Origin of the sequence: Dactylosporangium sp. CA-139066, assembly GCF_050936175.1 — a bacterium.
Classification (GTDB): domain Bacteria; phylum Actinomycetota; class Actinomycetes; order Mycobacteriales; family Micromonosporaceae; genus Dactylosporangium.
Window position 1 is genome coordinate 2,664,532 of record NZ_JBNJNH010000002.1, and the last position, 20,008, is coordinate 2,684,539.

Here is a 20,008-nt window from a genome sequence, read left to right on the forward strand (position 1 = left end):
CGTCTCACCGCTCCCTTTGCTGGCGTACGTAGAAGAAGGCCAGGATCATCGTCAGCAGCAGCACGATCACGGCGGCGGCGGACGCGGTCGCGAACTCGTACTCGCTGAAGGCCTGCTTGTAGGTGTAGGTGCTGAGCATCTCGGTCGAGTTCAGCGGCCCGCCGCCGGTCATCATCCAGATGAGGGCGAACTGCTGGGACGTCCAGATCAGGTCGAGCACCGCCATGCTGATGATCACCGGGCGCAGCTGGGGCAGCGTCACGTGCACGAACCGCTGCCACCAGTTCGTCCCGTCGACGGCGGCCGCCTCGTACAGGTCGCCGGGGATACCCTGCAGCCCGGCGAGCAGGCTGATCATGAAGAACGGGTAGCCGGACCAGACGTTGACGAAGGTGACCGCCCAGAGCGCCTTGCCCGGGTCGCCGAGCCAGTCGACGCCGTGCTGGACGACGCCCAGCGTGTGCAGTACGTAGTTGACGACGCCGGACGGGTCGAGCAGCAGCCGCCAGATGACGGCGATGACGGCGATCGTGAACAGCCAGGGCAGGATGTAGACGATCCGGAAGATGGCCTTGGCGACGCCGCCCAGCAGCTGGGTGTTGAGCATCATCGCGAAGCCCAGGCCGAGGACCAGGTGGGCCGCGGTGCTGACGGTGATGAAGATTGCGGTGTTCTTCAGCCCGGCCAGGAAGTCCGGGTCGGTGAGCACCTTGGTGTAGTTGGCGAACCCGGCGAACACCGAGTTGTCCTGGATGATCACGTTGTCCCGGAACGAGTAGCTGATCACCATGACGATGGGGACCACCATCAGGACCACGACCAGCAGCACCGTGGGGGTCAGATAGCCGTACGGGATCAGGCCCCGGGCCACCTTGGAGCGCTTCCGGCCGGGCGGGACCTGCTCCTTGCTGGGCGCCGCAGTTGTCGGTGCCGTCATGGATGTCATCGCTGTCTCCTAGATCGGGCGCCGCGCCGGCGGACCGGCGCGGCGCCCGGGCGGGCTACTCGATCACTGAGGACCAGGACTGCTGCGACTTGGTCAGAGCCTCGTCGACGGTCGACTTGCCGGTCAGCACGAGCTGGAGCTGCTCGTCGAAGCTGCGCATCAGGTCTTCGGACTTGGGCAGGCCGACGAACTCGTTGGCCGGGTAGCCCTGCTGGTAGATGTCGAAGGCCGTCTTGAACAGCGGGTCGCTGTTGCTGAAGTCGGGCTTGGCGTTCTTGTTGCCGGGGAAGCCGTTCGCGATCGTGCTGAGCTTCGCGTTGGTCTCCTGGCTCATCAGGTACGAGACGAACTTGAACGCCTCGGCCTTGTGCTTGGTGGAGTTGGAGATGCCGATGCCCCACGACGCGTACGGGATGCCGCGCTTGCCGGTGTAGCCGTCCTCGGCCGGCAGGGCCGCCACCTCGAACTTCAGGTCCGGCTTGTTCTTCTTGATCAGGTTGATGTGCGCGAGCGAGTCGATCATCATGCCGACCTGGCCGTTGGTGAACTTCTCGACCTTGTCCTGCTCTTTCATGGTGAGCGAGCCCGGGGCGATGACGCCCGCGTCGTTCAGGCTCTTCACGTAGTTGACCGTGCTCTTGACCTGCGCGCTGGTCAGGTCGGGCTTGCCGTCCTTCAGCATGCTGCCGCCGGAGGCCCAGAGCCAGGACATGACGTCGTTCTGGATGCCGTTGGGCACGGCGGTGTCGAGCGGAAGCGCCCAACCCTTCACGTCACTGCCGGTCGCGCTGATCTTCTTGGCGGCGTCGAGGAACTCGGTGCGCGTGGCGGGCACGTTGGCGACGCCGGCCTTGGCCAGCAGGTCCTTGTTGACGAAGAGCGGGTAGACGAAGTTGACCACGGGGATCATGTAGGTCTTGCCCTTGACCTGCACCTGGCTGGCGAGCTGGCTGGCGTCGTAGTTCGAGTCCGACATCAGCTTCGACATGTCGGTGATCGCGCCCTGCTTGGCGAAGTCGTTGACCCAGGCGCCGTCGAGGCCCACGACGTCGGGCAGCGTCTTCGACGCGGCGCCGGTGATCAGCTGCTGCTTCGTCGAGGCGTACGGCGCGCTCAGCAGCTTGATGTGGATGTTCGGGTTCTGCGCGGTGAAATCATTGATGATCTTGTCGAACTCCCCGGACGGCAGCTCGGCCCCCCACCACTGGGCGAACTCCAGCGTCACGTCGCCGCCCGAGGCGGTGTCGCTCGAGTTGCTCGAGCCGCACGCCCCCACGAACGCCACCAGCGCGGCCGCTGTCACCGCACCTAACGCTCGCTTCAGCCGGGATGTGCGTATCGCCATGGCACGCTCCTCCTATATCGAGTTCCTTCTGTTCTCTGCCGCGTTGGCGTCACGTTAGCAGCGTGTTACAGATCAGGACAAGAGAAGAACAGCAGAAAGCTGCGGACTATGGCAAACTGTTGCGACATGAGGCAGAACCCGGCGCGCCGCAACCCCGCTTCAAGCTGCAGTTTGCCCAGCCAGCACTGGGTTTTGGCCGACTATGCCCGTCCTTGCCGGTCTTCGCAGCTCCATGCTTGGATGTCCTCAGAAGACCCGCAGATGTGGCATACTGCCGCACTGACGAGGGGGGAACAGTGAGCGTTGGCAGGGACGAGCGGCAGCGTCATCTACCTGCGGGGCGCAAGGCTCAGCTGGCCGCGTACGTGGCCGACTCGGGTCAGGTCACGGTGGGCGAACTGGCCGAGCGCTTCGGTGTCTCCATCGACACCGTCCGGCGCGACCTCGATCAGCTGGCCGCCGAGGGCATCCTCGTGCGCACGTACGGCGGCGCCGTCAGCCTGTCCACGGTCTCCCGCACCGACCGCACCGTCGACCAGCGGCTCACCGTGCAGGAGCAGGAGAAGGAGAAGATCGCGGCCCTGGCCGCGGCGCTGGTCCAGGACGGCTCGACCATCATGATCAACGGCGGGACGACCACGCTCGCCCTCGCCCGCAACCTCGTCCAGCACCGCGACCTGACGGTGGCGACGAACAACCTGCTGGTCCCGGGCGCGCTCCCCTCCACGGCGATCCGCGACATCTACGTCTTCGGCGGCGCGGTGCGCGCGCTCACCCTCGCCACGATCGGCCCGGTCAGCTTCCGCGCCACCGCCGGCGTCGAGCTGGACATCAGCTGCGATCTGGCGCTGATCGGCGTCGGCGCGGTCGCCGCCGACGCCGGCTACACGACGAGCAACCTCGCCGAGGCCGCGATGATGCAGGAGATGATCTCGCGCGCGGCCCGCGTGGCGATCCTCGCCGACTCCTCCAAGTTCGGCCGCCGCCTGTTCGCCCAGGTGTCGGAGCTCGCCGCCGCCGACTACCTGATCACCGACACCGCGCCGCCCCCCGACCTACGCGACGCCCTCAAGGCGAGCGGCGTGGAGGTGCTCACCCCGACTCCGAGGTAGGCGCGAGCGCCCCTGCGGCGACGATCCGATCGTCGATCGGCTCGGCGCCGCGGCACGACGACCCTTCGGCCGGGCCGCGCGCCAGCAACGGGAACAGCCGACGCAGGGCCAGGTTTCGGCCGGTGCCATCGGTAAGACTCGAACCTGCGACCGTGTCGGCGCGGGCGTTCACCGTATGCGTGTGTTCGGGTCCGAGGCTGGTGCTGTTCGCGTCGTCGCGTGTCTGGAAGGAGCTGCGGGCGGTGGTGTAATTGCCGGCTTCGCAACAGGAGCCGACGAGCCGCGGCATCGGTGTCCCAACGGGGTGCACGGGCGGACCGACGTCTGGTCCATTGGGTTCCACGACCCCAGACGCACGTGCGCGACGCTGCTTCGGTTCCGCGGTTTGCCGCTCGCGTAGTGATGGGGATTCTCGGACACTCGCAAATCGCCATCACGACGAACACATACGGGCACGTTCTTCCCGCCATGCAGCAGGAGGCGGCCGGAAGGATGGAGAACGCGCTCGGTGGCCCGGGCGAGGACGACCGGCAGTGACCCGGTTGCTGTCAAGCCGCCCGCTGCGGCCTTGCGGACCATGACGGGCGGTACGTTTCCGCTGCTAGCTGGTGGTGCGCCCGGTAGGACTCGAACCTACGACCTTGGGATTAGAAGTCCCCTGCTCTATCCACTGAGCTACGAGCGCATGTCGTGGCACAGGCTACCGTCATCCGGGTTCGGATTGGTTGAGGGTAGCCGGATTGCCGTCTTCTCAAGAACAGCACGCCGCGGGCGGGGCGGGCAACCGGGTTGGCGGCGGGCGGCGCGCCGAACGGAGAACAGTCCGTGCGCACACCGCTCGCCGCCGTTCCCGGATGGGCCTCGGGAACGCGTCCGCCCCGCCCGCCGCCGTGTTCTCAGCGCGGCGGGCGGGCACGCCTTCGCGCCGCTCAACGCCGTTGCTGTGACGGCGGCGGGTGCCGTTCCCGGACGGCCGCGGAACGCGCCCGCCCCGCCCGCCGCTGTTTCTCGACGGGCGGCGGGTGTGCGTTTGCGCCGGTCGACGGTGTTGCTGAGACGGCGGCGGGCATGCTTGCGCGCTGCCCGCCGCCGGTGCTCAGACGGCCGCGGGCACGCGTCCGCGCGGTCTTCTGCGTCCGCGCTGGGGCGCATCGGGCTCGGTCCGGGTGCCTGCCTCGTCCGCGGCGTCCGAGGGGTCCTCCGGCTCGACCTCGTCCTCGTCCTCCTCCGGCTCGGGCTCCGAGTCCGATGCCGGCTCGGGCTGCGGGTCCGGCGAGGTCAGCGCCGACAGCTCCGCGGCCAGGTCCGCCTCGGGGCGTTCGAACGGGTCGTCGGCGGTCTCGGCGTCGGAGTCCAGCGACGCGAGCACCTCGGCGGCGAACGGGTCGTCGTCCTCGATGACCGTGACGTAGCCGCCGAGGTCCTCGTCGTACGCCCGGCGGCGGGGCAGGCCGTTGATCTCGTCGGCGGGGGTTGTCGGGGCCTCGCCGATGCGGGCCTCGGCCAGCTCGTCGTCGATGGCGCTCGTCGCGGTGTGCGGGCGGATGCGCGCGAACTTGGCCCGGCCGCGCGACAGGTCGTGGCCGACCGAGTGGGCGTCGAGCTCGTAGCTCACCCGCCGCACGTGGTCCTCGGTCTCCCAGTCGCGGCTGTACAGCCGGCCGGTCACGATCACCGGGTCGCCCACCTGCACGCTGCGGGCGACGTTCTCGGCGAGCTGGCGCCAGCAGTTCACCCGCACCCGCAGGCTGTCGCCGTCGATCCACCGCTCGCCCGTCCGGTCGAAGCGGCGCGACGTCGAGGCGACCTTGAAGTGCGTCACGAGCGCCTGGCTGTCCACGATTCGCCGGCAGTCCGGCGCGTTGAGCACGTTTCCGACGATCGTCCGGCGATGCAAACACCAAATAGCGCATCGTGACATCGGCATATTTCCGCAGGTCAGCGTGGCGAGAATGCGAAACGCCCCACCGCGCTCCCCGGGGGTCAGCCAGGTGTTGCGGCGGGGCGCCCCTCAGATCGATCCCGGAGGAAGGACCCGAGCCGCACACCCCCGCGGATGCTCGACGGCACATGAATCACACAGGGGCGTGTCCGCGATTGTGGACCTCAGCCGTACCTGCTTCAACAGGTCAACGGTGCCCGCGCGCCGCTTTGGCGAGTTCTGTCCGATCTATCGATATACACCACGATGATCGGACAGGTAGCGGTCCGCCACAAGTCGGCAGATTCCGGCACCTGCCCGTCAGCGTCCACTGTCGCCGTCCGCCTCGGCGCGCAACCGGTCGGCCTCCGAAACCAGCTCCAACGCCCGCGACCGGCGCGGCTCCGGCGCAACCCGCCCAATCCCGCCGGCCGGGCCGGATACGAGCCCGATCCAGCGCAGCCGCTCCATGGCTCTCGTCACCGTCGACCGTGACACCTCATACATTTCGGCCAGCGCGGACTCCGACGGAACCCTGCCGCCCGGAGGGTAGACGCCGGTCCGGATGTCGCTGAGCACGCCGTTGAAGACGCGCCAGAACGGCGCGTCTGCACTCCTTTGCATATATGGAACTCCCTGCCTCAACAGGCACATCCGACCATGCCCGGCGGCGGTCCGCAAAGAAGGTCGTGCGTTTCGGCGGCAGGTTGATGACCTGCAGGTACTGCACCTGATGAAGCAGGTCGGGTACGGTGATGGGCGCACCCGCCACTCCCTGCCTCAACACCAGGTCGGCGGGCGGCAGCGGCGGGGCGCTTCGGCGCCTTGCCGCCCGAACCGTGTGGCGGTCGTCCAGCACCTCCACCCAGGCCCGGACTGCTGGGCGCCGCCACACCTCACTCTTCGGAGGCGCGTGTGGCCGAGCTGGACCATCCGCTGTGGTGTGTCGATGTCGCCTGCACCGCGGACCGCCCCACGTTCAACGGCCACCCGATCGGCGCGCACCGCTCGAGCGCGCAGCGGGTCGGCCTGACGGAGCTTCGGCTGCGGCAGGCGCCAAACGAGCGGGTGCCGTCGGTGGAGGTCCGCCGCGGCGATGTGGTGCTGGTGCTGCCGATCGGCGAGGCGCAGTCACTGTCGCCGGGGGCGGATGACCTATTTCGTGCGGCCGGGGTTGGGCTGTGACGGCGCCGCGGGAGGTGGGCCGGGCCGAGCTGGAGCACCCCAGCTGGTGTGACGCCGCGAACTGCCCCCTCGAGCTGATGGCGGTGGGTGGCCGGCATCAGTCCCGGGAGATCGCCGTGCATGACGATGACGGGCGCCGGGTGGCGTCGGTGGTGTTGCAGCAGGCGGCGTCTGGCCGGCTGATGGTGGCCGCGTTTTCACGGGCGCAGTCGTGGGCTCCGCACGTGGCCGAGCGCCTCGGGGAGGCGCTGCGGCGGGCGGCCGAGATGGCGAAGGCGGAGCAGCAGACGGGCTGAGCTACTTCATCGGACGGCCGAGGTGCCGGTAGACGGTCTTGCGTTCGACGCCGAGGGTTTCGGCGATGTGTGCGATCGGGATGTCCTGCTCCTTGGCGCGCTTGATGGCGCCGTCGGCTTCGACGTCGAGCTTGGCGCGGGCGGCAGCGATGCGCGCGAGGACGGCCAGCGTCTTGCGCTGGTCGTCGTCCGGGGTGAATGCGGGCCGCGCCATGATCCCACCATAACTGTTCCCATTGACACACTCAATGGCTGCGCATTAATGTTTACATGTATCCGTTAACGCTTGAACTCGAGGAGCAGCGATGAGGAGTGCCATGAATGACACCGAGATCTACACCGCCGACGAGCTCGCCCGCATCGAGGACGACTTCATCCGCCACCTCGTCGACCTGGGCGGCTGGCGCACCGACAAGCCCCAGATGCTGTTCACGGGCGAACGGCAGATCTGGGACCGCTGGCTCGCCGACGGCCGCCTGCAGCGCGCGACAAAGGAACGGGTCAGCGTGGTCGAGCTCACCGCCGCCGGCTGGGCGTGGTGCCGCGAGCACGGGATCGGCTGATGCCCTACGACGAGTACGCCCGCTGGCGCAATTCGCCCGACTGCGGCCACATGACCGGCACCGCCGGGTCGGGCCCGTCGGTGTGCGGGAAGCCGCCGAAGTTCACCGTCGACGCCTCGTGCCCGTTCAACGTCAACGGCCGCGCCTGCGGCACCCACGCCAACAGCGCGAAGCGGCGGCTGTACGCCGTCGCCCCGATCATCGAGGAGTCCTGATGCCCAACCCGATCGACATCATCGCCAACGCGATCCGTGCCGCCGACGGCAACAACACCATGGGCGCCGGCCAGCTCGCCGAGGTCGCGGTCGCCGCAGTCCGCGAGCACATCGCCCAGTACCGCAGCGGCCACCAGGAATCTGGCCTGTACGAGAAGGGCTGGGACGACGCGCTCGTCTGCATCCTGAAGACGCTCGGGCACGGGTGACGCCTGATGGACGAGATCCGTACCGCCGCCCTGTCCGCCGTTGCCGAGGTGCCCGCCGAGTACGAGGGGCAGGGCCGAGTCATCCGTGCGACGAAGATCGTCCGCGACCGGACCGGCTGCCCGCTGCGCGACGCCATCGACGCCGTCAACTGGGCGCTCGACCGGCCGCCTGCCGCGACGCTGCCGGCGCATTCGATCGTCGGCTCGGCGCACGCCGCCTGGTTCAAGGAGGCGCGGCCGGGTCAGTCCCACAATCCGTGGGTGTCGACCCACACCGAGCAGTACCACTCCGACGCCGAGATCGACGACCTGCTCCGCACCGACCGGGCAACCATCCTGCGCGTCGGGGGCGGATCGTGAACGCCGCCGACCTGCCGATCGGCTCCGTAGCGGCCGGCATCGACTGCGTCTTCCTGAAGCGCTCCGACCCGTTCGGCGACCAGCCGTGGTTCGGGACCGTCGACATCACCCGGGTCGACAAGTACAGCGACCAGGACATCGACGACATGCTGCGGCAGGGCGGCATCACCATCCTGCGCGTCGGGGACGGCAACTGATGGCCCGCCACCCGCACCCGGTCGTGACGGTGATCCTGGCGGCGCTTGTCGCTGAGGACGCCAACGTGCAGGTGACCCGCGTCGACACCCGCGGCCTCGACGTCGACCTGACCCTGCGGTCCCGTGACGGGCGCCGCATTGTCGTCAACATCCGCGAGGAGCAGCCGTGAATGACGCCGCGATCCGCCTGCTCCGGTCCAGTCTCGCCAACGCGGACCGGGAGTTTCGTTCCGCCGCCGACACTGCCCGCCGCACCATGGAAGAGGCCGAGCGGCACCCGACCGCGTGGGCGAACGTCGCCTCCCACGCCGTGCTGGCCGCGCACGCCGCCGGCCAGGTTGAGGCCTGCCACGACGCGCTCGTCGCCGCCGGGGAGTTGTGATGGCGAAGATACCCGGCCAGCGCCCGCCGTACCTCGAGGCCCCGTTCCGGCCCGCGCCGCAGCCGGCCGAGGCCGATCCGCCGTCGGCGCAGCTGCTCGACCTGCACCGCCAGGTCGCCGAGGCGATCCGCGAGGACGCGTCGAGCAACGACGTCGTGCAGCTCGTCGACGACTTCTTCGTCGAGCACGGGCTGCCGACCGTCCTGTACGGCGAGGTGCCGTCGTGACCGCCCCGACGCTCGAGACCGTTGCCGGCGCCGACCTCCACGAGGGCGACCGGATCGTTCTGGCTGTGACCGGGGAGCACACGATCGCCCGGCTGGACCGCTACCTGCGGACCGTCGGTGATGGGATGCGGCACGCCCACTGCACGGACGGCACCTGCTGCACCGTGCTCGACCACCACGACTACCGCCGCGTCGCGGCCTGAGGAGACGAGCATGATCGGTAAAAGTGGAAGCTACTGGGCGACCGGAATCAGCGTCACCTACGACGCGTACCGCAAGACCTGGGGCGCCGGACTCGACTTCCTCGACGACGGGTTCGCCGACGACGACACCGACTCGGGCCGAATCTCGACCGAGGGGAGGCTGCACACCCGCTACGGCGTCAAGGACGGCCAGCGGACGGACGCCCTCACCGCCGCCATCGACGTGCTCCTCGCCGACGCGGCACGGCTCGGCATCGAGTTCCAGGACCACAACCTGTACTACGACGACCGTTCCGAGGTCTTCCCGGAGCCTGCCGACTGGAAGCGTCTGCACGACGAGCAGATCGAGCGGTTGGGATGGTCGGCGTGAAGCCCGAGGACATGACGACGAGCCCGTGGGGTCGCGGCACCTGCCGGGTCTGCGGGCGGGAGTTCAACCTGCGCAAGGACGGGAAGGTCCGAGCCCACCGCAGCGCCGAGACCTGGCTCAACTGCGATGGTGTCGGCGACTGGCCGAAGGAGACGCCGTGAGCGACCTGCCACCGTTCGAGACGGTCCGCAGCGAGGCGTACAAGCTGCTCGGCGATGCCCAGGACGTGCTGCGCTTCGGCGCCGGCGACGTCCGCGACCACCCGACCGGTCACCGCGCCGAGGCGCTGGCCCGGGCCCGGCAGCACATCGCTGCGGCGAAGGAAGCGCTGAACGACGCGGTGGCGTGGTGGCCGTGATGCACACCGTCTCCGGTACCGGCCACCGCCCGGCGACCAGCCGTGACCCGGACGGGCTGACGCCGGCGCAGCTGCCGTGGGTGCAGGCGAAGGCCCGCGCCGGGCTGGAGTGGCTGGCCGCCGAGCACGGCACCGAAGAGGTGTGGTCGGGGATGGCGCTCGGCTGGGACCTGATCCTCGCCGCGGCGGCTGTCGACCTGGGGCTGACGTTGCGGGCGCACGTGCCGTACCAGTCGCAGCCGGACCGCTGGGAGGCGGAGGATCAGGCGGAGTGGAGCCGGCTGGTCACGCTGGCCGCGTCGGTGCACCTGTACGGCCGCAATCCCGCCTTCAAGCGTGAGGCTGTCGCGCTGCTGCGTGCCCGCAACGACGGGCTGCTCAAGGCGGACGGGCTGCTGGCCTGCTGGAACGCGGCCAAGCGGTCCGGGGGCACGTTCTCGGCGGTGAAGAAGGCGGCGAGGCGTGGCCTGCCGGTCGTGCATCTGGACCCGGCCCGCCAGGTCGTGCACGGGCCGGGCTGCTCGTGCATTGAGGGGCTGCGGTCTACGGCTTGACGTAGCCGCCCTTCAAGCACCAGGTGACGAACTGCGTGAGCACTGTCGACGCCTCAAGGGTGGTGGTGAGCTCGGCCTCCTTACCCTTGTTCTTGATGGCGTTGTCGGCCTTCGTGACCATCTGCGTGCCGAAGGCCTGCGCCTCGGGGATGCTCGACTTCTGCGCCTTCACCCCGATCGCCCGAACCGCATCCTGTTCGGTGAACTCGGCCGCCCGGTTGTACAGCGCCTGAGCCTCCGCGCACGCCTCGCGGGTGATGTCGTCGCCAGCGAGCGACGGGCTCGGCGAAGGTGACGGTGACGTGGGCGCGGGTGAAGCCGCAGCCGGTGCGGTGGCCGCAGACGGCGCCGCCTGACCGGCTTGCGCCGGTCCGTTGCCCGAGCGGAGCGCGAAGCCGATGCCGACCGCGCCTGCGACGAGCAGCACCGCAACGGTGATCGCCGCGACGAGGGGCGTCCGGTTTCGGCGGGGCTTACCACCGCCGAACTGGTTCAGGTAGATCGGCTGGTCGTCCATCGGGGCACGTTACTGCGGGTGGCTTCCGGAATGGGTTGAGCCGATCGGACGGTTCAGCCGGCCGCAGGGACCTCGCGCAGGTCGCCCAGGTCGACACCGGCTGCGTCCGCCGCGACGGTGAGCGCTGTGAGGCTGGGTAGGTTCCGGCAGGAGTCCGGCCCGACGAGCCGGTACCACTTCGTCGCTCCGACGCCACCGACGTCGACACGCCACGTCCCGTCGCTGGTCTGCATCGACCCCGCCCACGCGCTCATGATCCGACGCTAGAGCGCCCGCCGACCTGCGGTAAGGCCGACGGGCGAATCACAGCGGTGTAGTTATCCACACGGGTTATCCACAGGCGTCGAGCCGGTCTTCCACCGCCTGGGCGAGAATCGCGAACGTGTCGTCGCCGAGCCCATCGTCCCGGGCCGCCAGCTGCAGCAGGCCGTCGCCGGTGATCGGGCGGCCGGACGTGGCAAGTTCCGACACGGCCGCCTCGTGTGCCTTGACGCCGGCGATGGTGCGCCCAGTGGCGGCGAGCGTCTCCAGCCACAGGCCGCGCAGGTCCCGGGCCGGTACCGCCCGCGGCCCGGGCTCGCCGCCGACGTGGACGAGGACCGCGGTGCCGGCGTCGTCGCGGTGCCACGAGACGACGTAGAAGGCGCCCTGCCGGCGGCGGACGATCCGGTACGGGCCGGCGTCGATGACGGTCGCCCGCTTCGGCGGAACGACCCGCCACGGGTCGCCGGCCGCGTAGTAGAGGGCTGCGCCGGGCTGGATGCGGCTATCGGTAGGGCGCACGGGGGTCTCCTCAGGCGTCGGGGGTGGCGATGGTGTAGCCGGCGTCAAGGCGCTCGGCGACCTGCCAGCCGTAGACGGTGACGGTCCGGCCGGCGGGGCTGACCAGCTGGACGGGGCGGCCCTGTTCGGCGGCGGCGAGCACGCGGGCGCGTTCGTCGGCGGTCATCTCGTCGAGCTCGGGCAGGTTCACTTGGGCCTCCTTCAGCCGCTGGTGCGGAGGTAGAAGCGGGCGGCGCGGGCGACGCAGCCGTAGAGGGTGTCGGTGCGGGCGATGGTCCGGCCGGTGTGGTGGACGGCGATCCAGTGGTCGCCGTCAGGGCGCCCGGTGCAGACCGGCTCTGCGTCGGGGATCAGCGCCCACCGGCCGGGCTCGACCTCGACGTGCCGTTCGCGGGTCAGCGCCCAGCCGCCGGCGGTCGCGGTGAGGATGAGGCCGTCGTCGTGGCCGTCGCGGAAGACGTGTCGGACGCCGTCGCAGGCGTGGTAGAGCACGACGTCTCCGGGCTCGTCGAGCACCGAGTTGCGGCGCACGTACGGGTCGCAGGTGTCGTGGCCGCAGAGCGCGGTGGTCGGCTGCATGGCGTTCTCCTCAGCGGTCGCAGCGGTGCATGTCGGCCACCTGTTGGGCCAGCTCCCGGGTGGGGCCGAACGCGCGGGCGGGCGAGTAGCGGTCGACGCCTTCCAGGCAGGTGTCGCACCGCCAGGCCCAGCCCCAGCCCCACGTAGTCGGCAGGAAGACGCGGGTGCGGGGCTGGTCGAGGATGGTGCGGCGCATGGCGTTCTCCTTCAGGCGGAGGTGCGCGGGTAGATGGCGTAGGTGTCGTCGGCGTAGCGGACGCCGATCGTGGTCAGGGTGCGGTCGACGCGGTGCACGGCGATCGGGCGGCCGGTCCGCGGGTGGGCGACGGTCGCGCCGACCGCGACTTCGGGCGCGTGCTCGGTGCGGGCCGCGGGCCGGGTGAAGTCGACGCCGCCGGGCCGGAAGCCGGTGCAGCTGACGTGGGTGTAGTCGCCGGTCCAGGTGAGGATGTGCCCGGCGAGGATGTGCAGGACCGCGTCGGGTTCGCCGAGCGCGCCGTGGGGGTTGGCAACGGCGACGGCGATGCAGCCGCCGTGGGTGATGCAGGCGGCGATGTCCTCGACGAGGACGACGTCCGGCAGCTGGACTCGGGTGTGGTTGCGGAGGGTGTCGTCGAGCTGGAGCAGGTCGCACGTGCGGAGCCGGTCGGCGGTGTTGGTGACGGTGCGGCGCATGGCTTGGCTCCTTCAGGCTGCGGTGATGGCGACGATGGCGGCGAGGCGCTCGGCCCGGTCGTGCTGCTCCTGCTGGGCGGCGACGGCCTCCTTGTACGCGCGCCGGCCCCAGTCGTTGACCTCGGCGCCGTCGGGCCGGAACGGGTGGCCGGTGAGGGTGACGAAGCCGCGACGGGCCATCGCCTGCAGGGAGCGCAGGTCGGCGGCGGCGTGGCCACGGCCGCGGCGGATGTGGCCGGTGGTCTCGAGCGCCTCGCCGATGACGATGACCTCGGCGGGGCTCATGAACGTCTGGGTGCCCTTGGCGGCGGGGGCGAGGCGCTGGGTCGGGATGGCGGGTGCGGCCGGGGTGGGCTCGGGCGCGGTGTGCTCGGCGATGAGGGCCTCGATCGCGGCGATCGCGTGGGTCTCGAAGGTGTGCAACTGCGAGGCGATGAGCTGGCCGTTGCGGCGGGCCTGGACCTTGTAGCCGGCGCCGTTGACGTAGAAGGCGCGGATCTCGACGTCGCCCGCGACCTGGACCAGGCCGGCGGCCGGGATGGTGGCGATCGGGGCGGCGGTGCTCGTCTGCGTCATGCCCTAAACAATAGGGGGCCCTGTTGTTTGAGCGCAAGGCTCAGGCACTAGATCCCTCTATTGTTCATCCGTTCGGCTACCTCGCTACTCATTCACACGGAGCAACAGGGGGTACTACTGTGGTCGCATGACACCGAGTAGAACGCGACTACCCCCGCCCGCGTCCATTGATGACGTCATCGCATGGCTCGACGCTATGCCCGCAGTTCAGCGCGAGCGAGTGGCAAGAGTGCTGGTAGAGCCGCAATCCGTCAAGCTGATCGGCCTTGTCCGCGCCCGCGCCGTTCAGGAGATGACCAAGGCGCCGGGCGCGTCGTGGGCGACGGTCGCGGCGACCCTCGGCGTGAGTGAGGCGACGGTCAACCGGCTGGTAACGATGGCTCGCAAGGCGGGCGCAGAACCGAAGGAGTGAACTAGGTCCCCCTGTTGCCTTGGGCGCTTGACTTGAGCAATAGGGGGACCTATTGTCAGTGGTGTCACGAGTTGAGCCACTGAGGAGCCACAATGGCGAGCAACTGGAAGACCATCAAGGCCGAAACCGCCCCCGACGGCGCCTACGTCGAACTGCGCCGCTTCGACTCCGGCAAGGGCCGCACCAAGTTCCAGTCCTGGAAGATCTACCGCGACGGCCGCGACGCCGGGTACGCCTCCATCCAGCAGGACGCCGACGCCAACTACCGGCGCGTCCTCGCCGGCTTCGAGCGCAACCCGTCGACCGGCAGCTACGAGGCCCGCCCGCGGACCATCGTCGACACCTGCCCCGTCTGCGGCTTCGACCTGAAGGACGACGGCTACCCCGAGGTCCACCAGGCCGACCCCGACGGCGAGCACTGCACCTTCACGCTCATCCTCAATGAGACGGACGAGGACGCCTGATGACCGAGCGTAGCCTCATCGACCTGATCAAGTCCTACGGTCAGGCAAAGTACGACCAGGGCGGCGCCCTCCACTCCGGCGCCAGCGAGGCCGTGGTCCTCAGCTACGCCAACACGGCTCAGGACCTGCTCGACGAGATCGGCCGGCAGCACGCCGACGAGGCGCGGCGCACTCCGTCCGTTGAGCCGGTCGTCTTCGCGTGGGCGCTCGAAGACCTGACCAAGCTGCGCGCCGCACTCGACGCGCGCATGCCGTACAACGACGAGGTGGGTCCGCTCCTCGACCGCATCGAGGCGGCATTGGGGGCCGCGCGATGACGCCCCACCAGCTCGAAGTCATCCTCGACGCCTACGCCTCAGGCGAGGGGTCACTGTGGCTGAAGCGCTCCGACGTCATCGACCGGATGGAGGCGGCGGGGTACCTCGACGGCTACCACGTCACGCCGGCTGGCGCCGAGGCTGCGGGCGTCCCGTGGGCCGACTTCCTCGACCGGCTTCACGGCGACGCCCTCATCGACGCGGCCGACCTTTACCCGGCCCACGAGGAAGTCGAGCGGCTGCGCCTCCAGTTCAACCGGCTGCCGAGCAGCGTCAGCCCGGTCATCGTCGACACCATGCGCCGGCGGCTCGACATCATCGAGGCAGCGTTGCGAGCCGCGACATGACCAACGAAACGCCCGCCCCGCGTGCCATCGGGGCGGGCGAGCTGGTCACCAAGGCCGACCTCAAGCCGGGTCGGGTCATCGAACGCTGGACCGACACCACCCCGACCGCCATCCGGGTGCCGATGCCCTGCCACGAACGCCAGCACGTCACCGCCACCCGCGACACGGTCAGCGCGGTCGCGGTGTGCCGGGCCTGCTCGCAGACGTACGAGATGGTCCTGGAGCCCGACTTTGACGGCGGGCACTTCGCCATCCTGACCGTCGCGCACGTGCCGCACCTGATCTCGCGACAGGCAAGGGCTTAGCGCTCTTCGTCAACCTGGCCGGGGCGATACCGCCCCACGTACACCGCCCACGGCCCGAAGCTGAATAGCCGCCGGAAGGTGCCCATGTGCCGGCCGGCGGCGTCCACCCACCGCATCAACTCGCGGGCGTCACGGGCACGGCCGGGGCCGGACAGCGACCAGTGCACGGGCCACGGCTTCACGGGCGCCACGCCTCATCGAAAGCCGGGTGCGCGTCCCACGCGAGCGCCAGCAGCGGCAGCACCCAGTCCTCGTACTCGGCGACCTGGATGCTGGCCGCTGGCCGCGAGTAGGCCGGGTCGTTCTGTCGCGCGATGGCGTCCTGGTAGCGCGCCAGAATTCGCTGCTTCGCCTCGACGTCGCGCAGCACGCGGGCCGGGTCGTGGCGGGCGATGTGCTCGGCAACGTCTTGGCGGCCGACGATGAACGTCGTCTGCGCGTCCTCGCTCTCGATTGCGTAGCCGTCGTCGCCGCCCTCGAGGTACGTGGTCCAGCGCGCGGTCTTGTGATGGCTGCCGCCTCGCAGGTTGGCGTGTCGAGCGGCGGTCCGCGCAACCGCCTCGTCCTCGGCGAGCCGCGCTTTGATGAACGCCACGATCTCCTTGATCACGTCGTCTCCTCTGAGATCTGCGCGGCGAGCGCCACGATCAGCGCCCGCTCGTCCCCGTCGAGTTTCGCGACCGCCGCGCGCCGTAGTACGTCGGCCCGCTCCGGGCGGACGCGGCACAGGCCGACGAGCCCGGTCGCGGCGCCGGCCAGCTCGCCGGTCACCTCCTGCTCGGCCCACGACAGACGCTCAGTCACGGTCCAACCCCCGTTCCCGCAACTGCTGCCGCGCCTCGCCGAGCACGTCCGCCGGCACCCGGGCAAGCAGCTTGCACGCCTCGCACCAGTCGTAGCAGTCGACGCCGGGCTGCGGGTGACAGCCGCCGTCGCGGTACTCGTGCTCGTTGTCGGCGAACGCGACCAGGTCCACGAGGAGAGGCCGGAAAGCGCCGCGCTCCTCGAAGTGCAGCAGCGCGGCGACGATCCGCTGGTCGTCGGTCATCGCCCGTACTCGTCCATCGGGTTGACAACCGGCGCCGTCCGCAGATACTCCAGAAGCTCCTGCAGGGCCTCGTGCGCGGCGGCCTCGTGGGTCTCGTACGCCTCCAGGAGCCCGCGCGGCACCTCCCAATACGCCTCGGCCGCGCCCGTCACCTCGGTCACGTACGTCGTCAGTGCCGTGTCCTCGACGACCTTCACCTTCGCCACGTCGCTCACCGGTACTCCTCGTCGTCAGCCCAGCGGTCCTCGTAGCGCTCGTCGTTCACGCCTCATCGCCTCCCTTGTCGGCATCGTCCGGGTGCCGCTCGTCACGGATCTGGTACTTCGCCTGCGACGCCAGCTCGCCGCCGAGGATGGACGTCCACTCGCCCCACGTCAGGTCGTGTCCGCGGAGGAACTCGACGCACAGCATCCCGAACTCGGCGCGGGCCTGCTGGACGAGCATCGTGCGCTCATGCAGCCTCACGGCGCATCACCGCACGTCGGGCACGGCCCGGTCGGCGACGCACCGATGTAGTGTCACTCGTCCACGCAGCCTCCTGCCGGCGTCAGCAGCACCTGACGGGCGCGGGCGTACTTCTGCCGCAGCCGGGCGGCGGTCGCGTCGTCGAGCAGCGCCAGCCGCTCCTCGTCGCTGTTGGTCTCAGGCCGCACGGGTCCGCCTCCTACTCGCGTTGTACGCATCCTTGTTGCTCTCGTACCAGCGTCGAACCTTTGCGCGCTTGCAGGTCTTGCAGGCTCGCTGGCCGGAGACCGGATTGACGTAGAGGTTGTCGCCGTCCATCGGATGCCCCTGCGGACATACCGGCTTTCGAATTCGATCGTGAGCGCGCCGCTTGTTCTCGGCGGGCGTCACCGCCTCGAGATGCGCCGGATTGACGCACCGACGATGGAGGCAGTCGCGGTTGCCGGGGCAGTCTGGGTCCGCATTGTGACAAGTGTGGTCAACCTGGTAGCCGTCCGGGACGGGCCCGTGAACCGACTCGTACGCCACGACGTGCGCTTGCCGCACCTTCTTGCGAGTCGTGATTGTCCCGTATCGGTAGTAACTGAGCGTGCCCGTCCAGTGCCAGCACTGGACGGGGTCAAGGTCTGCGTCCAGACGCGCCCAGAACCTGTCAGCAATCGGGGTTGCGGGTCGGCCGACTGTGGTTGGGACCGGAAGCCGTTCGTCCTTGACTCCGTCAACCGTGACGGTTGGAACGTTCAATAGCTCAACGATGTCAGCCATCGTGAGTTCTCGCAGTTCTCGACCATGCCAGCGCGTATCGCGGATCTGGGCCTGGAAGAACACCAACGAGTCAGCCTCCGCAGCGACCCGAGCGGAAACGGAATAGAGGCCTGTTCGGATATCCCGTGTGATAGCGAGGCCACGCCTCCTTGCGAGGCGTCTGGTGGCCTGCGGCATCACGACGACGCCTCGGCGACGTGCTCGAAGTACGGCCGTCCGGCCTTGTCGACCTGGCCATCGTGCGCGGCGTAGGCGAGCTCGCGGGCGTCGGCGACGGTGCGGATCATGCGGCCACCGCCGGGCCGCGCAGCGCCAGCACGGCGTCGAAGAGGTCCCGGACCGCGCGGGCATCCCCCAGGGCAGTGTGGCGATCCGCTTCGGGCAGCACTACCCCGAACGCGCCCAGCAGTCGGTCGAGCTTCCACGGCGGTTTCCAGCCGAACGCGCCGGCAGCGTACGACTCCATCTCGAGGAGGTGGTAGTCGCAGGCGAGGGCCTGGCCGTTGGCGCGGAGGAACGCGGCGATGAAGTCCCGGTCGAACGCCACGTTCGCGGCGGCGAGCGTGGCGCCGTCGAGCATCGCCGCGATGTCCAGAGCGATGTCCTCGACGAGCACGCGCACCGGGCTCTCGCCGGTGGGATGGGCGAGTTCGAAGGCGCCTCCCACCGGGAGATCACTGACGCGGTATGCCCGCTCGTAGTAGCGCCCGATCTTCAGCGCCATCGGGTCGGCGGTCGTCAGGTCGGGCCGCACCTGCCACGCGTACTCGGCGTCGGGCTTGCCGTCCTCGCGGACGATCAGCGCCAGCTCCCACAGGCCGTGCCGGTCGGGCTGAACGCCGGTGGTCTCGCAGTCTGCAAAGATCAGCTTCACTCTTTCTCCTCAAGGTTGCGTTGCAGATGGCAGCGCCCGTCGCGGTCGCACGGCGCCGAGTTGCCCGCCTCGATCGCGGCCCGCATGTGGTTGAACTCGTGCAGGTCGCCGCGGGCGTGGGCGCGCCGGCCGAGCCACACGAGCACGAACCCAGCGCGACGTGCGACCCAGCGGTCAAGGAGAGGCGCGGCCATCAGATCCCTTCCCACTTCCCCGGGCGCCACGACCGCCTCAGCACATGGACTTCGGCGCCGTTCTCCTCGTGGACGTTCGCTCGGCGCAGCGCCATCGACAGGTCGCCGCCGGTCGACATCAGCACCGTCTCGCCAGCCCACTGCGAACCGTGGCCGGGCGGGTAGGCGACGGTGACCGCGTACTCCGTCATCGGCTCGTCACCGTCGACGATCACTCGTTGACCTCGTCGGGCTGCGCCGAACACCACGCCGCCCACCGGATGTGTACGTCGAGCGGCACTTCCCAGCGGGTCACGACCACCGGCGGCCAGCCGGCCGCGCGCTCGTGGTGACCGACGATCAGCCCCTTCTCCGCGAGCGCCACCAGCACCTCGTACGGATGGCCGCTGTCAAGGCCGATCGCGATTGCGCCGAGCACGTCCCGCTGCGAGGGGGTGAGCGCGTCCATGTCCCGGGTCGTCACGACTGCTCCCGCGCCGCGGCGGTCATCTCGTCCGTCCACCGCCACGACGGCAGCCAGCCGTACAACGGCGTCAGGTCACCCTCGACGACGTCGGCCGCGTGCCGGAGCGTGCTCGCCTCGGTCTCCAGCACGTCACGGGCACGCTGGTCGGGGCACGACGCCAGGTATTCGAGGCGCCCCTCGGCGGCCTGACGGAGCAGACGAGCCGCCTCGGCGACACCGTCCGCGCATCGCGGCTTCCGGGGCTGCACCGGGATCGACTCGGGAGCCAGCAGCACATCGCCGGCGTCCGGGTACCAGGTGGCCGTCGACTCGCCGTCACCGTCGTAGCGGTTCAGGCCTCGTGCCGACGCCACCCACTCGATCGGCTCGCAGTCGAGCTGCTCCGGGACGCCCCGGACGGTCATGGTGCCGCCGGTCGCCGCGAGGTGGTGATACAGGTCGTACCAGGTGGTGGTGTAGGTCGCGGACTCGCTCACGCCGCCACCTCCTCGCCGAGCGCCGCCAGCACAGCCCCGGCCGCAGCGCCGGCCTCGGCGGAGCGCCGCAGCTGCAGCAGCAGCGATGCCGTCATCGACTCGTGCTCGGGTGCCGTCGGGTCAATCGACACGACGAGGGTGCCGCGTTCGCCGAGGTGCGGCGGCCAGCCCATGCGCGTGTAGGCGCCGGACCGGCCGCCGACGGTCGTGAAGCCGGCGGCGGTCAGGGCGGCGACGAGGGCGGCCGGGTCGATCACGACCGCACCTCCGCATACCGCAGCAGCGCCGCCTCGAACTCCGGC

49 protein-coding genes and 1 tRNA gene are annotated in these 20,008 nt (G+C 69.8%); 21 read left to right on the forward strand and 29 right to left on the reverse strand.

The window, feature by feature from the left end; genetic code table 11:
- Positions 1-4 precede the first annotated feature (4 nt).
- Both ACQEVU_RS56985 and ACQEVU_RS56990 read right to left on the reverse strand, forming a co-directional pair.
- Complete coding sequence (locus tag ACQEVU_RS56985) at positions 5-946, reverse strand: carbohydrate ABC transporter permease (RefSeq protein ID WP_433339569.1); 942 nt, start codon at positions 944-946, stop codon at positions 5-7.
- 55 nt (positions 947-1,001) lie between these two features.
- Complete coding sequence (locus ACQEVU_RS56990; protein ID WP_433339570.1) at positions 1,002-2,291, reverse strand: ABC transporter substrate-binding protein; 1,290 nt, start codon at positions 2,289-2,291, stop codon at positions 1,002-1,004.
- A gap of 296 nt (positions 2,292-2,587) precedes the next feature.
- On the opposite strand from ACQEVU_RS56990, the gene ACQEVU_RS56995 reads away from it, so the two are divergent.
- Positions 2,588-3,403 carry a DeoR/GlpR family DNA-binding transcription regulator gene (locus tag ACQEVU_RS56995; protein WP_433339571.1) on the forward strand — a complete coding sequence of 272 codons (816 nt, stop codon included), beginning with the start codon at positions 2,588-2,590 and terminating at the stop codon, positions 3,401-3,403.
- On the opposite strand, the gene ACQEVU_RS57000 is transcribed toward ACQEVU_RS56995, so the two are convergent.
- From ACQEVU_RS57000 to ACQEVU_RS57015, 4 genes are all read right to left on the reverse strand, one after another.
- Complete coding sequence (locus ACQEVU_RS57000) at positions 3,384-3,692, reverse strand: hypothetical protein (RefSeq protein WP_433339572.1); 309 nt, start codon at positions 3,690-3,692, stop codon at positions 3,384-3,386. The genes ACQEVU_RS56995 and ACQEVU_RS57000 overlap by 20 nt on opposite strands.
- Before the next feature lie 320 nt (positions 3,693-4,012).
- Positions 4,013-4,088 (reverse strand) — tRNA-Arg (locus ACQEVU_RS57005).
- 411 nt (positions 4,089-4,499) lie between these two features.
- The gene (locus ACQEVU_RS57010) at positions 4,500-5,330 is read right to left on the reverse strand and encodes a single-stranded DNA-binding protein (RefSeq protein ID WP_433339573.1); all 831 of its coding nucleotides are present in this window, start codon (positions 5,328-5,330) and stop codon (positions 4,500-4,502) included.
- A gap of 315 nt (positions 5,331-5,645) precedes the next feature.
- On the reverse strand, positions 5,646-5,948 hold the full coding sequence (locus tag ACQEVU_RS57015) for a winged helix-turn-helix domain-containing protein (RefSeq protein ID WP_433339574.1): 303 nt from the start codon (positions 5,946-5,948) through the stop codon (positions 5,646-5,648).
- Between the two features lie 291 nt (positions 5,949-6,239).
- Between ACQEVU_RS57015 and ACQEVU_RS57020 the strand changes: the two genes are divergently transcribed.
- Together ACQEVU_RS57020 and ACQEVU_RS57025 are read left to right on the forward strand one after the other, a co-directional pair.
- Positions 6,240-6,509, forward strand: coding sequence for a hypothetical protein (locus ACQEVU_RS57020; RefSeq protein ID WP_433339575.1), 270 nt, complete (start codon positions 6,240-6,242; stop codon positions 6,507-6,509).
- A complete protein-coding gene (locus ACQEVU_RS57025; protein ID WP_433339576.1) occupies positions 6,506-6,805 on the forward strand; it encodes a hypothetical protein in 300 nt (99 codons plus the stop codon). The genes ACQEVU_RS57020 and ACQEVU_RS57025 overlap by 4 nt, the downstream gene beginning before the upstream one ends.
- A 1-nt stretch (position 6,806) precedes the next feature.
- Here the strand turns inward: ACQEVU_RS57025 and ACQEVU_RS57030 are convergent, their stop codons facing one another.
- Complete coding sequence (locus ACQEVU_RS57030) at positions 6,807-7,019, reverse strand: hypothetical protein (protein WP_433339577.1); 213 nt, start codon at positions 7,017-7,019, stop codon at positions 6,807-6,809.
- A gap of 103 nt (positions 7,020-7,122) precedes the next feature.
- Between ACQEVU_RS57030 and ACQEVU_RS57035 the strand changes: the two genes are divergently transcribed.
- From ACQEVU_RS57035 to ACQEVU_RS57095, 13 genes are read left to right on the forward strand one after another with little or no spacing between them, the layout of a single operon-like run.
- Entirely contained in the window at positions 7,123-7,368 is a 246-nt protein-coding gene (locus ACQEVU_RS57035; RefSeq protein WP_433339578.1) for a hypothetical protein, read from the forward strand.
- Positions 7,368-7,583 carry a hypothetical protein gene (locus ACQEVU_RS57040; RefSeq protein WP_433339579.1) on the forward strand — a complete coding sequence of 72 codons (216 nt, stop codon included), beginning with the start codon at positions 7,368-7,370 and terminating at the stop codon, positions 7,581-7,583. Before ACQEVU_RS57035 ends, ACQEVU_RS57040 begins: the two co-directional genes overlap by 1 nt.
- Positions 7,583-7,792, forward strand: coding sequence for a hypothetical protein (locus ACQEVU_RS57045; RefSeq protein WP_433339580.1), 210 nt, complete (start codon positions 7,583-7,585; stop codon positions 7,790-7,792). Before ACQEVU_RS57040 ends, ACQEVU_RS57045 begins: the two co-directional genes overlap by 1 nt.
- Positions 7,793-7,798: 6 nt before the next feature.
- Positions 7,799-8,152, forward strand: a complete 354-nt coding sequence (locus ACQEVU_RS57050) for a hypothetical protein (protein ID WP_433339581.1) — start codon at positions 7,799-7,801, stop codon at positions 8,150-8,152.
- Positions 8,149-8,349 carry a hypothetical protein gene (locus tag ACQEVU_RS57055; RefSeq protein ID WP_433339582.1) on the forward strand — a complete coding sequence of 67 codons (201 nt, stop codon included), beginning with the start codon at positions 8,149-8,151 and terminating at the stop codon, positions 8,347-8,349. Before ACQEVU_RS57050 ends, ACQEVU_RS57055 begins: the two co-directional genes overlap by 4 nt.
- On the forward strand, positions 8,349-8,519 hold the full coding sequence (locus tag ACQEVU_RS57060; RefSeq protein WP_433339583.1) for a hypothetical protein: 171 nt from the start codon (positions 8,349-8,351) through the stop codon (positions 8,517-8,519). Before ACQEVU_RS57055 ends, ACQEVU_RS57060 begins: the two co-directional genes overlap by 1 nt.
- Positions 8,516-8,731, forward strand: coding sequence for a hypothetical protein (locus tag ACQEVU_RS57065; protein WP_433339584.1), 216 nt, complete (start codon positions 8,516-8,518; stop codon positions 8,729-8,731). Before ACQEVU_RS57060 ends, ACQEVU_RS57065 begins: the two co-directional genes overlap by 4 nt.
- Positions 8,731-8,958 carry a hypothetical protein gene (locus tag ACQEVU_RS57070; RefSeq protein WP_433339585.1) on the forward strand — a complete coding sequence of 76 codons (228 nt, stop codon included), beginning with the start codon at positions 8,731-8,733 and terminating at the stop codon, positions 8,956-8,958. The genes ACQEVU_RS57065 and ACQEVU_RS57070 overlap by 1 nt, the downstream gene beginning before the upstream one ends.
- Positions 8,955-9,161, forward strand: a complete 207-nt coding sequence (locus ACQEVU_RS57075; RefSeq protein ID WP_433339586.1) for a hypothetical protein — start codon at positions 8,955-8,957, stop codon at positions 9,159-9,161. Before ACQEVU_RS57070 ends, ACQEVU_RS57075 begins: the two co-directional genes overlap by 4 nt.
- A 10-nt stretch (positions 9,162-9,171) precedes the next feature.
- Positions 9,172-9,531, forward strand: a complete 360-nt coding sequence (locus ACQEVU_RS57080) for a hypothetical protein (RefSeq protein ID WP_433339587.1) — start codon at positions 9,172-9,174, stop codon at positions 9,529-9,531.
- Positions 9,528-9,692, forward strand: a complete 165-nt coding sequence (locus ACQEVU_RS57085) for a hypothetical protein (protein WP_433339588.1) — start codon at positions 9,528-9,530, stop codon at positions 9,690-9,692. Before ACQEVU_RS57080 ends, ACQEVU_RS57085 begins: the two co-directional genes overlap by 4 nt.
- A complete protein-coding gene (locus ACQEVU_RS57090; protein ID WP_433339589.1) occupies positions 9,689-9,889 on the forward strand; it encodes a hypothetical protein in 201 nt (66 codons plus the stop codon). Before ACQEVU_RS57085 ends, ACQEVU_RS57090 begins: the two co-directional genes overlap by 4 nt.
- Positions 9,889-10,443 carry a hypothetical protein gene (locus tag ACQEVU_RS57095; RefSeq protein ID WP_433339590.1) on the forward strand — a complete coding sequence of 185 codons (555 nt, stop codon included), beginning with the start codon at positions 9,889-9,891 and terminating at the stop codon, positions 10,441-10,443. Before ACQEVU_RS57090 ends, ACQEVU_RS57095 begins: the two co-directional genes overlap by 1 nt.
- On the opposite strand, the gene ACQEVU_RS57100 is transcribed toward ACQEVU_RS57095, so the two are convergent.
- From ACQEVU_RS57100 to ACQEVU_RS57135, 8 genes are all read right to left on the reverse strand, one after another.
- On the reverse strand, positions 10,433-10,960 hold the full coding sequence (locus ACQEVU_RS57100; protein ID WP_433339591.1) for a hypothetical protein: 528 nt from the start codon (positions 10,958-10,960) through the stop codon (positions 10,433-10,435). The genes ACQEVU_RS57095 and ACQEVU_RS57100 overlap by 11 nt on opposite strands.
- A 53-nt stretch (positions 10,961-11,013) precedes the next feature.
- A complete protein-coding gene (locus ACQEVU_RS57105; protein WP_433339592.1) occupies positions 11,014-11,214 on the reverse strand; it encodes a hypothetical protein in 201 nt (66 codons plus the stop codon).
- A 76-nt stretch (positions 11,215-11,290) separates the two neighbouring features.
- A complete protein-coding gene (locus ACQEVU_RS57110) occupies positions 11,291-11,743 on the reverse strand; it encodes a hypothetical protein (RefSeq protein ID WP_433339593.1) in 453 nt (150 codons plus the stop codon).
- A 10-nt stretch (positions 11,744-11,753) separates the two neighbouring features.
- Positions 11,754-11,933, reverse strand: coding sequence for a hypothetical protein (locus ACQEVU_RS57115; RefSeq protein WP_433339594.1), 180 nt, complete (start codon positions 11,931-11,933; stop codon positions 11,754-11,756).
- An 11-nt stretch (positions 11,934-11,944) separates the two neighbouring features.
- The gene (locus ACQEVU_RS57120) at positions 11,945-12,322 is read right to left on the reverse strand and encodes a hypothetical protein (RefSeq protein WP_433339595.1); all 378 of its coding nucleotides are present in this window, start codon (positions 12,320-12,322) and stop codon (positions 11,945-11,947) included.
- Between the two features lie 10 nt (positions 12,323-12,332).
- Entirely contained in the window at positions 12,333-12,518 is a 186-nt protein-coding gene (locus tag ACQEVU_RS57125) for a hypothetical protein (protein WP_433339596.1), read from the reverse strand.
- 11 nt (positions 12,519-12,529) lie between these two features.
- Complete coding sequence (locus ACQEVU_RS57130) at positions 12,530-12,997, reverse strand: hypothetical protein (protein WP_433339597.1); 468 nt, start codon at positions 12,995-12,997, stop codon at positions 12,530-12,532.
- Positions 12,998-13,009: 12 nt separating this feature from the next.
- Positions 13,010-13,573 carry a hypothetical protein gene (locus tag ACQEVU_RS57135; protein WP_433339598.1) on the reverse strand — a complete coding sequence of 188 codons (564 nt, stop codon included), beginning with the start codon at positions 13,571-13,573 and terminating at the stop codon, positions 13,010-13,012.
- A gap of 127 nt (positions 13,574-13,700) precedes the next feature.
- On the opposite strand from ACQEVU_RS57135, the gene ACQEVU_RS57140 reads away from it, so the two are divergent.
- The 5 genes from ACQEVU_RS57140 (at position 13,701) to ACQEVU_RS57160 (ending at position 15,418) form a co-directional block, all read left to right on the forward strand.
- Positions 13,701-13,985, forward strand: coding sequence for a hypothetical protein (locus ACQEVU_RS57140; RefSeq protein WP_433339599.1), 285 nt, complete (start codon positions 13,701-13,703; stop codon positions 13,983-13,985).
- Between the two features lie 92 nt (positions 13,986-14,077).
- The gene (locus ACQEVU_RS57145; RefSeq protein ID WP_433339600.1) at positions 14,078-14,449 is read left to right on the forward strand and encodes a hypothetical protein; all 372 of its coding nucleotides are present in this window, start codon (positions 14,078-14,080) and stop codon (positions 14,447-14,449) included.
- The gene (locus ACQEVU_RS57150; RefSeq protein WP_433339601.1) at positions 14,449-14,766 is read left to right on the forward strand and encodes a hypothetical protein; all 318 of its coding nucleotides are present in this window, start codon (positions 14,449-14,451) and stop codon (positions 14,764-14,766) included. Before ACQEVU_RS57145 ends, ACQEVU_RS57150 begins: the two co-directional genes overlap by 1 nt.
- Entirely contained in the window at positions 14,763-15,113 is a 351-nt protein-coding gene (locus tag ACQEVU_RS57155) for a hypothetical protein (RefSeq protein WP_433339602.1), read from the forward strand. Before ACQEVU_RS57150 ends, ACQEVU_RS57155 begins: the two co-directional genes overlap by 4 nt.
- Positions 15,110-15,418: a hypothetical protein gene (locus ACQEVU_RS57160; protein ID WP_433339603.1), complete on the forward strand. Its 309-nt coding sequence runs from the start codon at positions 15,110-15,112 to the stop codon at positions 15,416-15,418. Before ACQEVU_RS57155 ends, ACQEVU_RS57160 begins: the two co-directional genes overlap by 4 nt.
- Here ACQEVU_RS57160 and ACQEVU_RS57165 read toward each other — a convergent pair.
- The 14 genes from ACQEVU_RS57165 to ACQEVU_RS57230 form a co-directional block, all read right to left on the reverse strand.
- Entirely contained in the window at positions 15,415-15,600 is a 186-nt protein-coding gene (locus tag ACQEVU_RS57165) for a hypothetical protein (protein ID WP_433339604.1), read from the reverse strand. The genes ACQEVU_RS57160 and ACQEVU_RS57165 overlap by 4 nt on opposite strands.
- Positions 15,597-16,028, reverse strand: coding sequence for a DUF6221 family protein (locus ACQEVU_RS57170; protein WP_433339605.1), 432 nt, complete (start codon positions 16,026-16,028; stop codon positions 15,597-15,599). Before ACQEVU_RS57170 ends, ACQEVU_RS57165 begins: the two co-directional genes overlap by 4 nt.
- Positions 16,025-16,222 (reverse strand): hypothetical protein, encoded by a 198-nt coding sequence (locus ACQEVU_RS57175; protein ID WP_433339606.1) that lies wholly within the window; start codon positions 16,220-16,222, stop codon positions 16,025-16,027. Before ACQEVU_RS57175 ends, ACQEVU_RS57170 begins: the two co-directional genes overlap by 4 nt.
- Positions 16,215-16,466: a hypothetical protein gene (locus ACQEVU_RS57180; protein ID WP_433339607.1), complete on the reverse strand. Its 252-nt coding sequence runs from the start codon at positions 16,464-16,466 to the stop codon at positions 16,215-16,217. The genes ACQEVU_RS57175 and ACQEVU_RS57180 overlap by 8 nt, the downstream gene beginning before the upstream one ends.
- Positions 16,463-16,681 carry a hypothetical protein gene (locus ACQEVU_RS57185; RefSeq protein ID WP_433339608.1) on the reverse strand — a complete coding sequence of 73 codons (219 nt, stop codon included), beginning with the start codon at positions 16,679-16,681 and terminating at the stop codon, positions 16,463-16,465. The genes ACQEVU_RS57180 and ACQEVU_RS57185 overlap by 4 nt, the downstream gene beginning before the upstream one ends.
- A gap of 46 nt (positions 16,682-16,727) precedes the next feature.
- Positions 16,728-16,931 carry a hypothetical protein gene (locus tag ACQEVU_RS57190; protein ID WP_433339609.1) on the reverse strand — a complete coding sequence of 68 codons (204 nt, stop codon included), beginning with the start codon at positions 16,929-16,931 and terminating at the stop codon, positions 16,728-16,730.
- Positions 16,932-16,984: 53 nt separating this feature from the next.
- Entirely contained in the window at positions 16,985-17,119 is a 135-nt protein-coding gene (locus ACQEVU_RS57195) for a hypothetical protein (RefSeq protein ID WP_433339610.1), read from the reverse strand.
- A complete protein-coding gene (locus tag ACQEVU_RS57200; protein WP_433339789.1) occupies positions 17,109-17,759 on the reverse strand; it encodes an HNH endonuclease signature motif containing protein in 651 nt (216 codons plus the stop codon). Before ACQEVU_RS57200 ends, ACQEVU_RS57195 begins: the two co-directional genes overlap by 11 nt.
- A gap of 220 nt (positions 17,760-17,979) precedes the next feature.
- The gene (locus tag ACQEVU_RS57205) at positions 17,980-18,570 is read right to left on the reverse strand and encodes a 3'-5' exonuclease (protein ID WP_433339611.1); all 591 of its coding nucleotides are present in this window, start codon (positions 18,568-18,570) and stop codon (positions 17,980-17,982) included.
- Positions 18,567-18,716: a hypothetical protein gene (locus tag ACQEVU_RS57210; protein WP_433339612.1), complete on the reverse strand. Its 150-nt coding sequence runs from the start codon at positions 18,714-18,716 to the stop codon at positions 18,567-18,569. The genes ACQEVU_RS57205 and ACQEVU_RS57210 overlap by 4 nt, the downstream gene beginning before the upstream one ends.
- Positions 18,717-18,763: 47 nt before the next feature.
- Positions 18,764-18,979, reverse strand: coding sequence for a hypothetical protein (locus ACQEVU_RS57215; RefSeq protein ID WP_433339613.1), 216 nt, complete (start codon positions 18,977-18,979; stop codon positions 18,764-18,766).
- Positions 18,976-19,227, reverse strand: coding sequence for a hypothetical protein (locus ACQEVU_RS57220; protein WP_433339614.1), 252 nt, complete (start codon positions 19,225-19,227; stop codon positions 18,976-18,978). Before ACQEVU_RS57220 ends, ACQEVU_RS57215 begins: the two co-directional genes overlap by 4 nt.
- Positions 19,224-19,706: a hypothetical protein gene (locus tag ACQEVU_RS57225; protein ID WP_433339615.1), complete on the reverse strand. Its 483-nt coding sequence runs from the start codon at positions 19,704-19,706 to the stop codon at positions 19,224-19,226. Before ACQEVU_RS57225 ends, ACQEVU_RS57220 begins: the two co-directional genes overlap by 4 nt.
- Positions 19,703-19,963, reverse strand: coding sequence for a hypothetical protein (locus tag ACQEVU_RS57230; protein WP_433339616.1), 261 nt, complete (start codon positions 19,961-19,963; stop codon positions 19,703-19,705). The genes ACQEVU_RS57225 and ACQEVU_RS57230 overlap by 4 nt, the downstream gene beginning before the upstream one ends.
- Positions 19,964-20,008 lie beyond the last annotated feature (45 nt).

Coding starts and splice junctions, on each gene's coding strand:
- ACQEVU_RS57080 (WP_433339587.1), top strand. CDS start 9,172: ATGATCGGTAAAAGTGGAAGCTACTGGGCGACCGGAATCAGCGTCACC.
- ACQEVU_RS57140 (WP_433339599.1), top strand. CDS start 13,701: ATGACACCGAGTAGAACGCGACTACCCCCGCCCGCGTCCATTGATGAC.
- ACQEVU_RS57180 (WP_433339607.1), bottom strand. CDS start 16,466: ATGACCGACGACCAGCGGATCGTCGCCGCGCTGCTGCACTTCGAGGAG.
- ACQEVU_RS57035 (WP_433339578.1), top strand. CDS start 7,123: ATGAATGACACCGAGATCTACACCGCCGACGAGCTCGCCCGCATCGAG.
- ACQEVU_RS57010 (WP_433339573.1), bottom strand. CDS start 5,330: ATGCCGATGTCACGATGCGCTATTTGGTGTTTGCATCGCCGGACGATC.
- ACQEVU_RS57105 (WP_433339592.1), bottom strand. CDS start 11,214: ATGAGCGCGTGGGCGGGGTCGATGCAGACCAGCGACGGGACGTGGCGT.
- ACQEVU_RS57130 (WP_433339597.1), bottom strand. CDS start 12,997: ATGCGCCGCACCGTCACCAACACCGCCGACCGGCTCCGCACGTGCGAC.
- ACQEVU_RS57030 (WP_433339577.1), bottom strand. CDS start 7,019: ATGGCGCGGCCCGCATTCACCCCGGACGACGACCAGCGCAAGACGCTG.
- ACQEVU_RS57070 (WP_433339585.1), top strand. CDS start 8,731: ATGGCGAAGATACCCGGCCAGCGCCCGCCGTACCTCGAGGCCCCGTTC.
- ACQEVU_RS57050 (WP_433339581.1), top strand. CDS start 7,799: ATGGACGAGATCCGTACCGCCGCCCTGTCCGCCGTTGCCGAGGTGCCC.
- ACQEVU_RS57045 (WP_433339580.1), top strand. CDS start 7,583: ATGCCCAACCCGATCGACATCATCGCCAACGCGATCCGTGCCGCCGAC.
- ACQEVU_RS56985 (WP_433339569.1), bottom strand. CDS start 946: ATGACATCCATGACGGCACCGACAACTGCGGCGCCCAGCAAGGAGCAG.
- ACQEVU_RS57155 (WP_433339602.1), top strand. CDS start 14,763: ATGACGCCCCACCAGCTCGAAGTCATCCTCGACGCCTACGCCTCAGGC.
- ACQEVU_RS57015 (WP_433339574.1), bottom strand. CDS start 5,948: ATGCAAAGGAGTGCAGACGCGCCGTTCTGGCGCGTCTTCAACGGCGTG.
- ACQEVU_RS57145 (WP_433339600.1), top strand. CDS start 14,078: ATGGCGAGCAACTGGAAGACCATCAAGGCCGAAACCGCCCCCGACGGC.
- ACQEVU_RS57040 (WP_433339579.1), top strand. CDS start 7,368: ATGCCCTACGACGAGTACGCCCGCTGGCGCAATTCGCCCGACTGCGGC.
- ACQEVU_RS56990 (WP_433339570.1), bottom strand. CDS start 2,291: ATGGCGATACGCACATCCCGGCTGAAGCGAGCGTTAGGTGCGGTGACA.
- ACQEVU_RS57150 (WP_433339601.1), top strand. CDS start 14,449: ATGACCGAGCGTAGCCTCATCGACCTGATCAAGTCCTACGGTCAGGCA.
- ACQEVU_RS57160 (WP_433339603.1), top strand. CDS start 15,110: ATGACCAACGAAACGCCCGCCCCGCGTGCCATCGGGGCGGGCGAGCTG.
- ACQEVU_RS57125 (WP_433339596.1), bottom strand. CDS start 12,518: ATGCGCCGCACCATCCTCGACCAGCCCCGCACCCGCGTCTTCCTGCCG.
- ACQEVU_RS57060 (WP_433339583.1), top strand. CDS start 8,349: ATGGCCCGCCACCCGCACCCGGTCGTGACGGTGATCCTGGCGGCGCTT.
- ACQEVU_RS57120 (WP_433339595.1), bottom strand. CDS start 12,322: ATGCAGCCGACCACCGCGCTCTGCGGCCACGACACCTGCGACCCGTAC.
- ACQEVU_RS57000 (WP_433339572.1), bottom strand. CDS start 3,692: ATGCCGCGGCTCGTCGGCTCCTGTTGCGAAGCCGGCAATTACACCACC.
- ACQEVU_RS57135 (WP_433339598.1), bottom strand. CDS start 13,573: ATGACGCAGACGAGCACCGCCGCCCCGATCGCCACCATCCCGGCCGCC.
- ACQEVU_RS57100 (WP_433339591.1), bottom strand. CDS start 10,960: ATGGACGACCAGCCGATCTACCTGAACCAGTTCGGCGGTGGTAAGCCC.
- ACQEVU_RS57095 (WP_433339590.1), top strand. CDS start 9,889: ATGCACACCGTCTCCGGTACCGGCCACCGCCCGGCGACCAGCCGTGAC.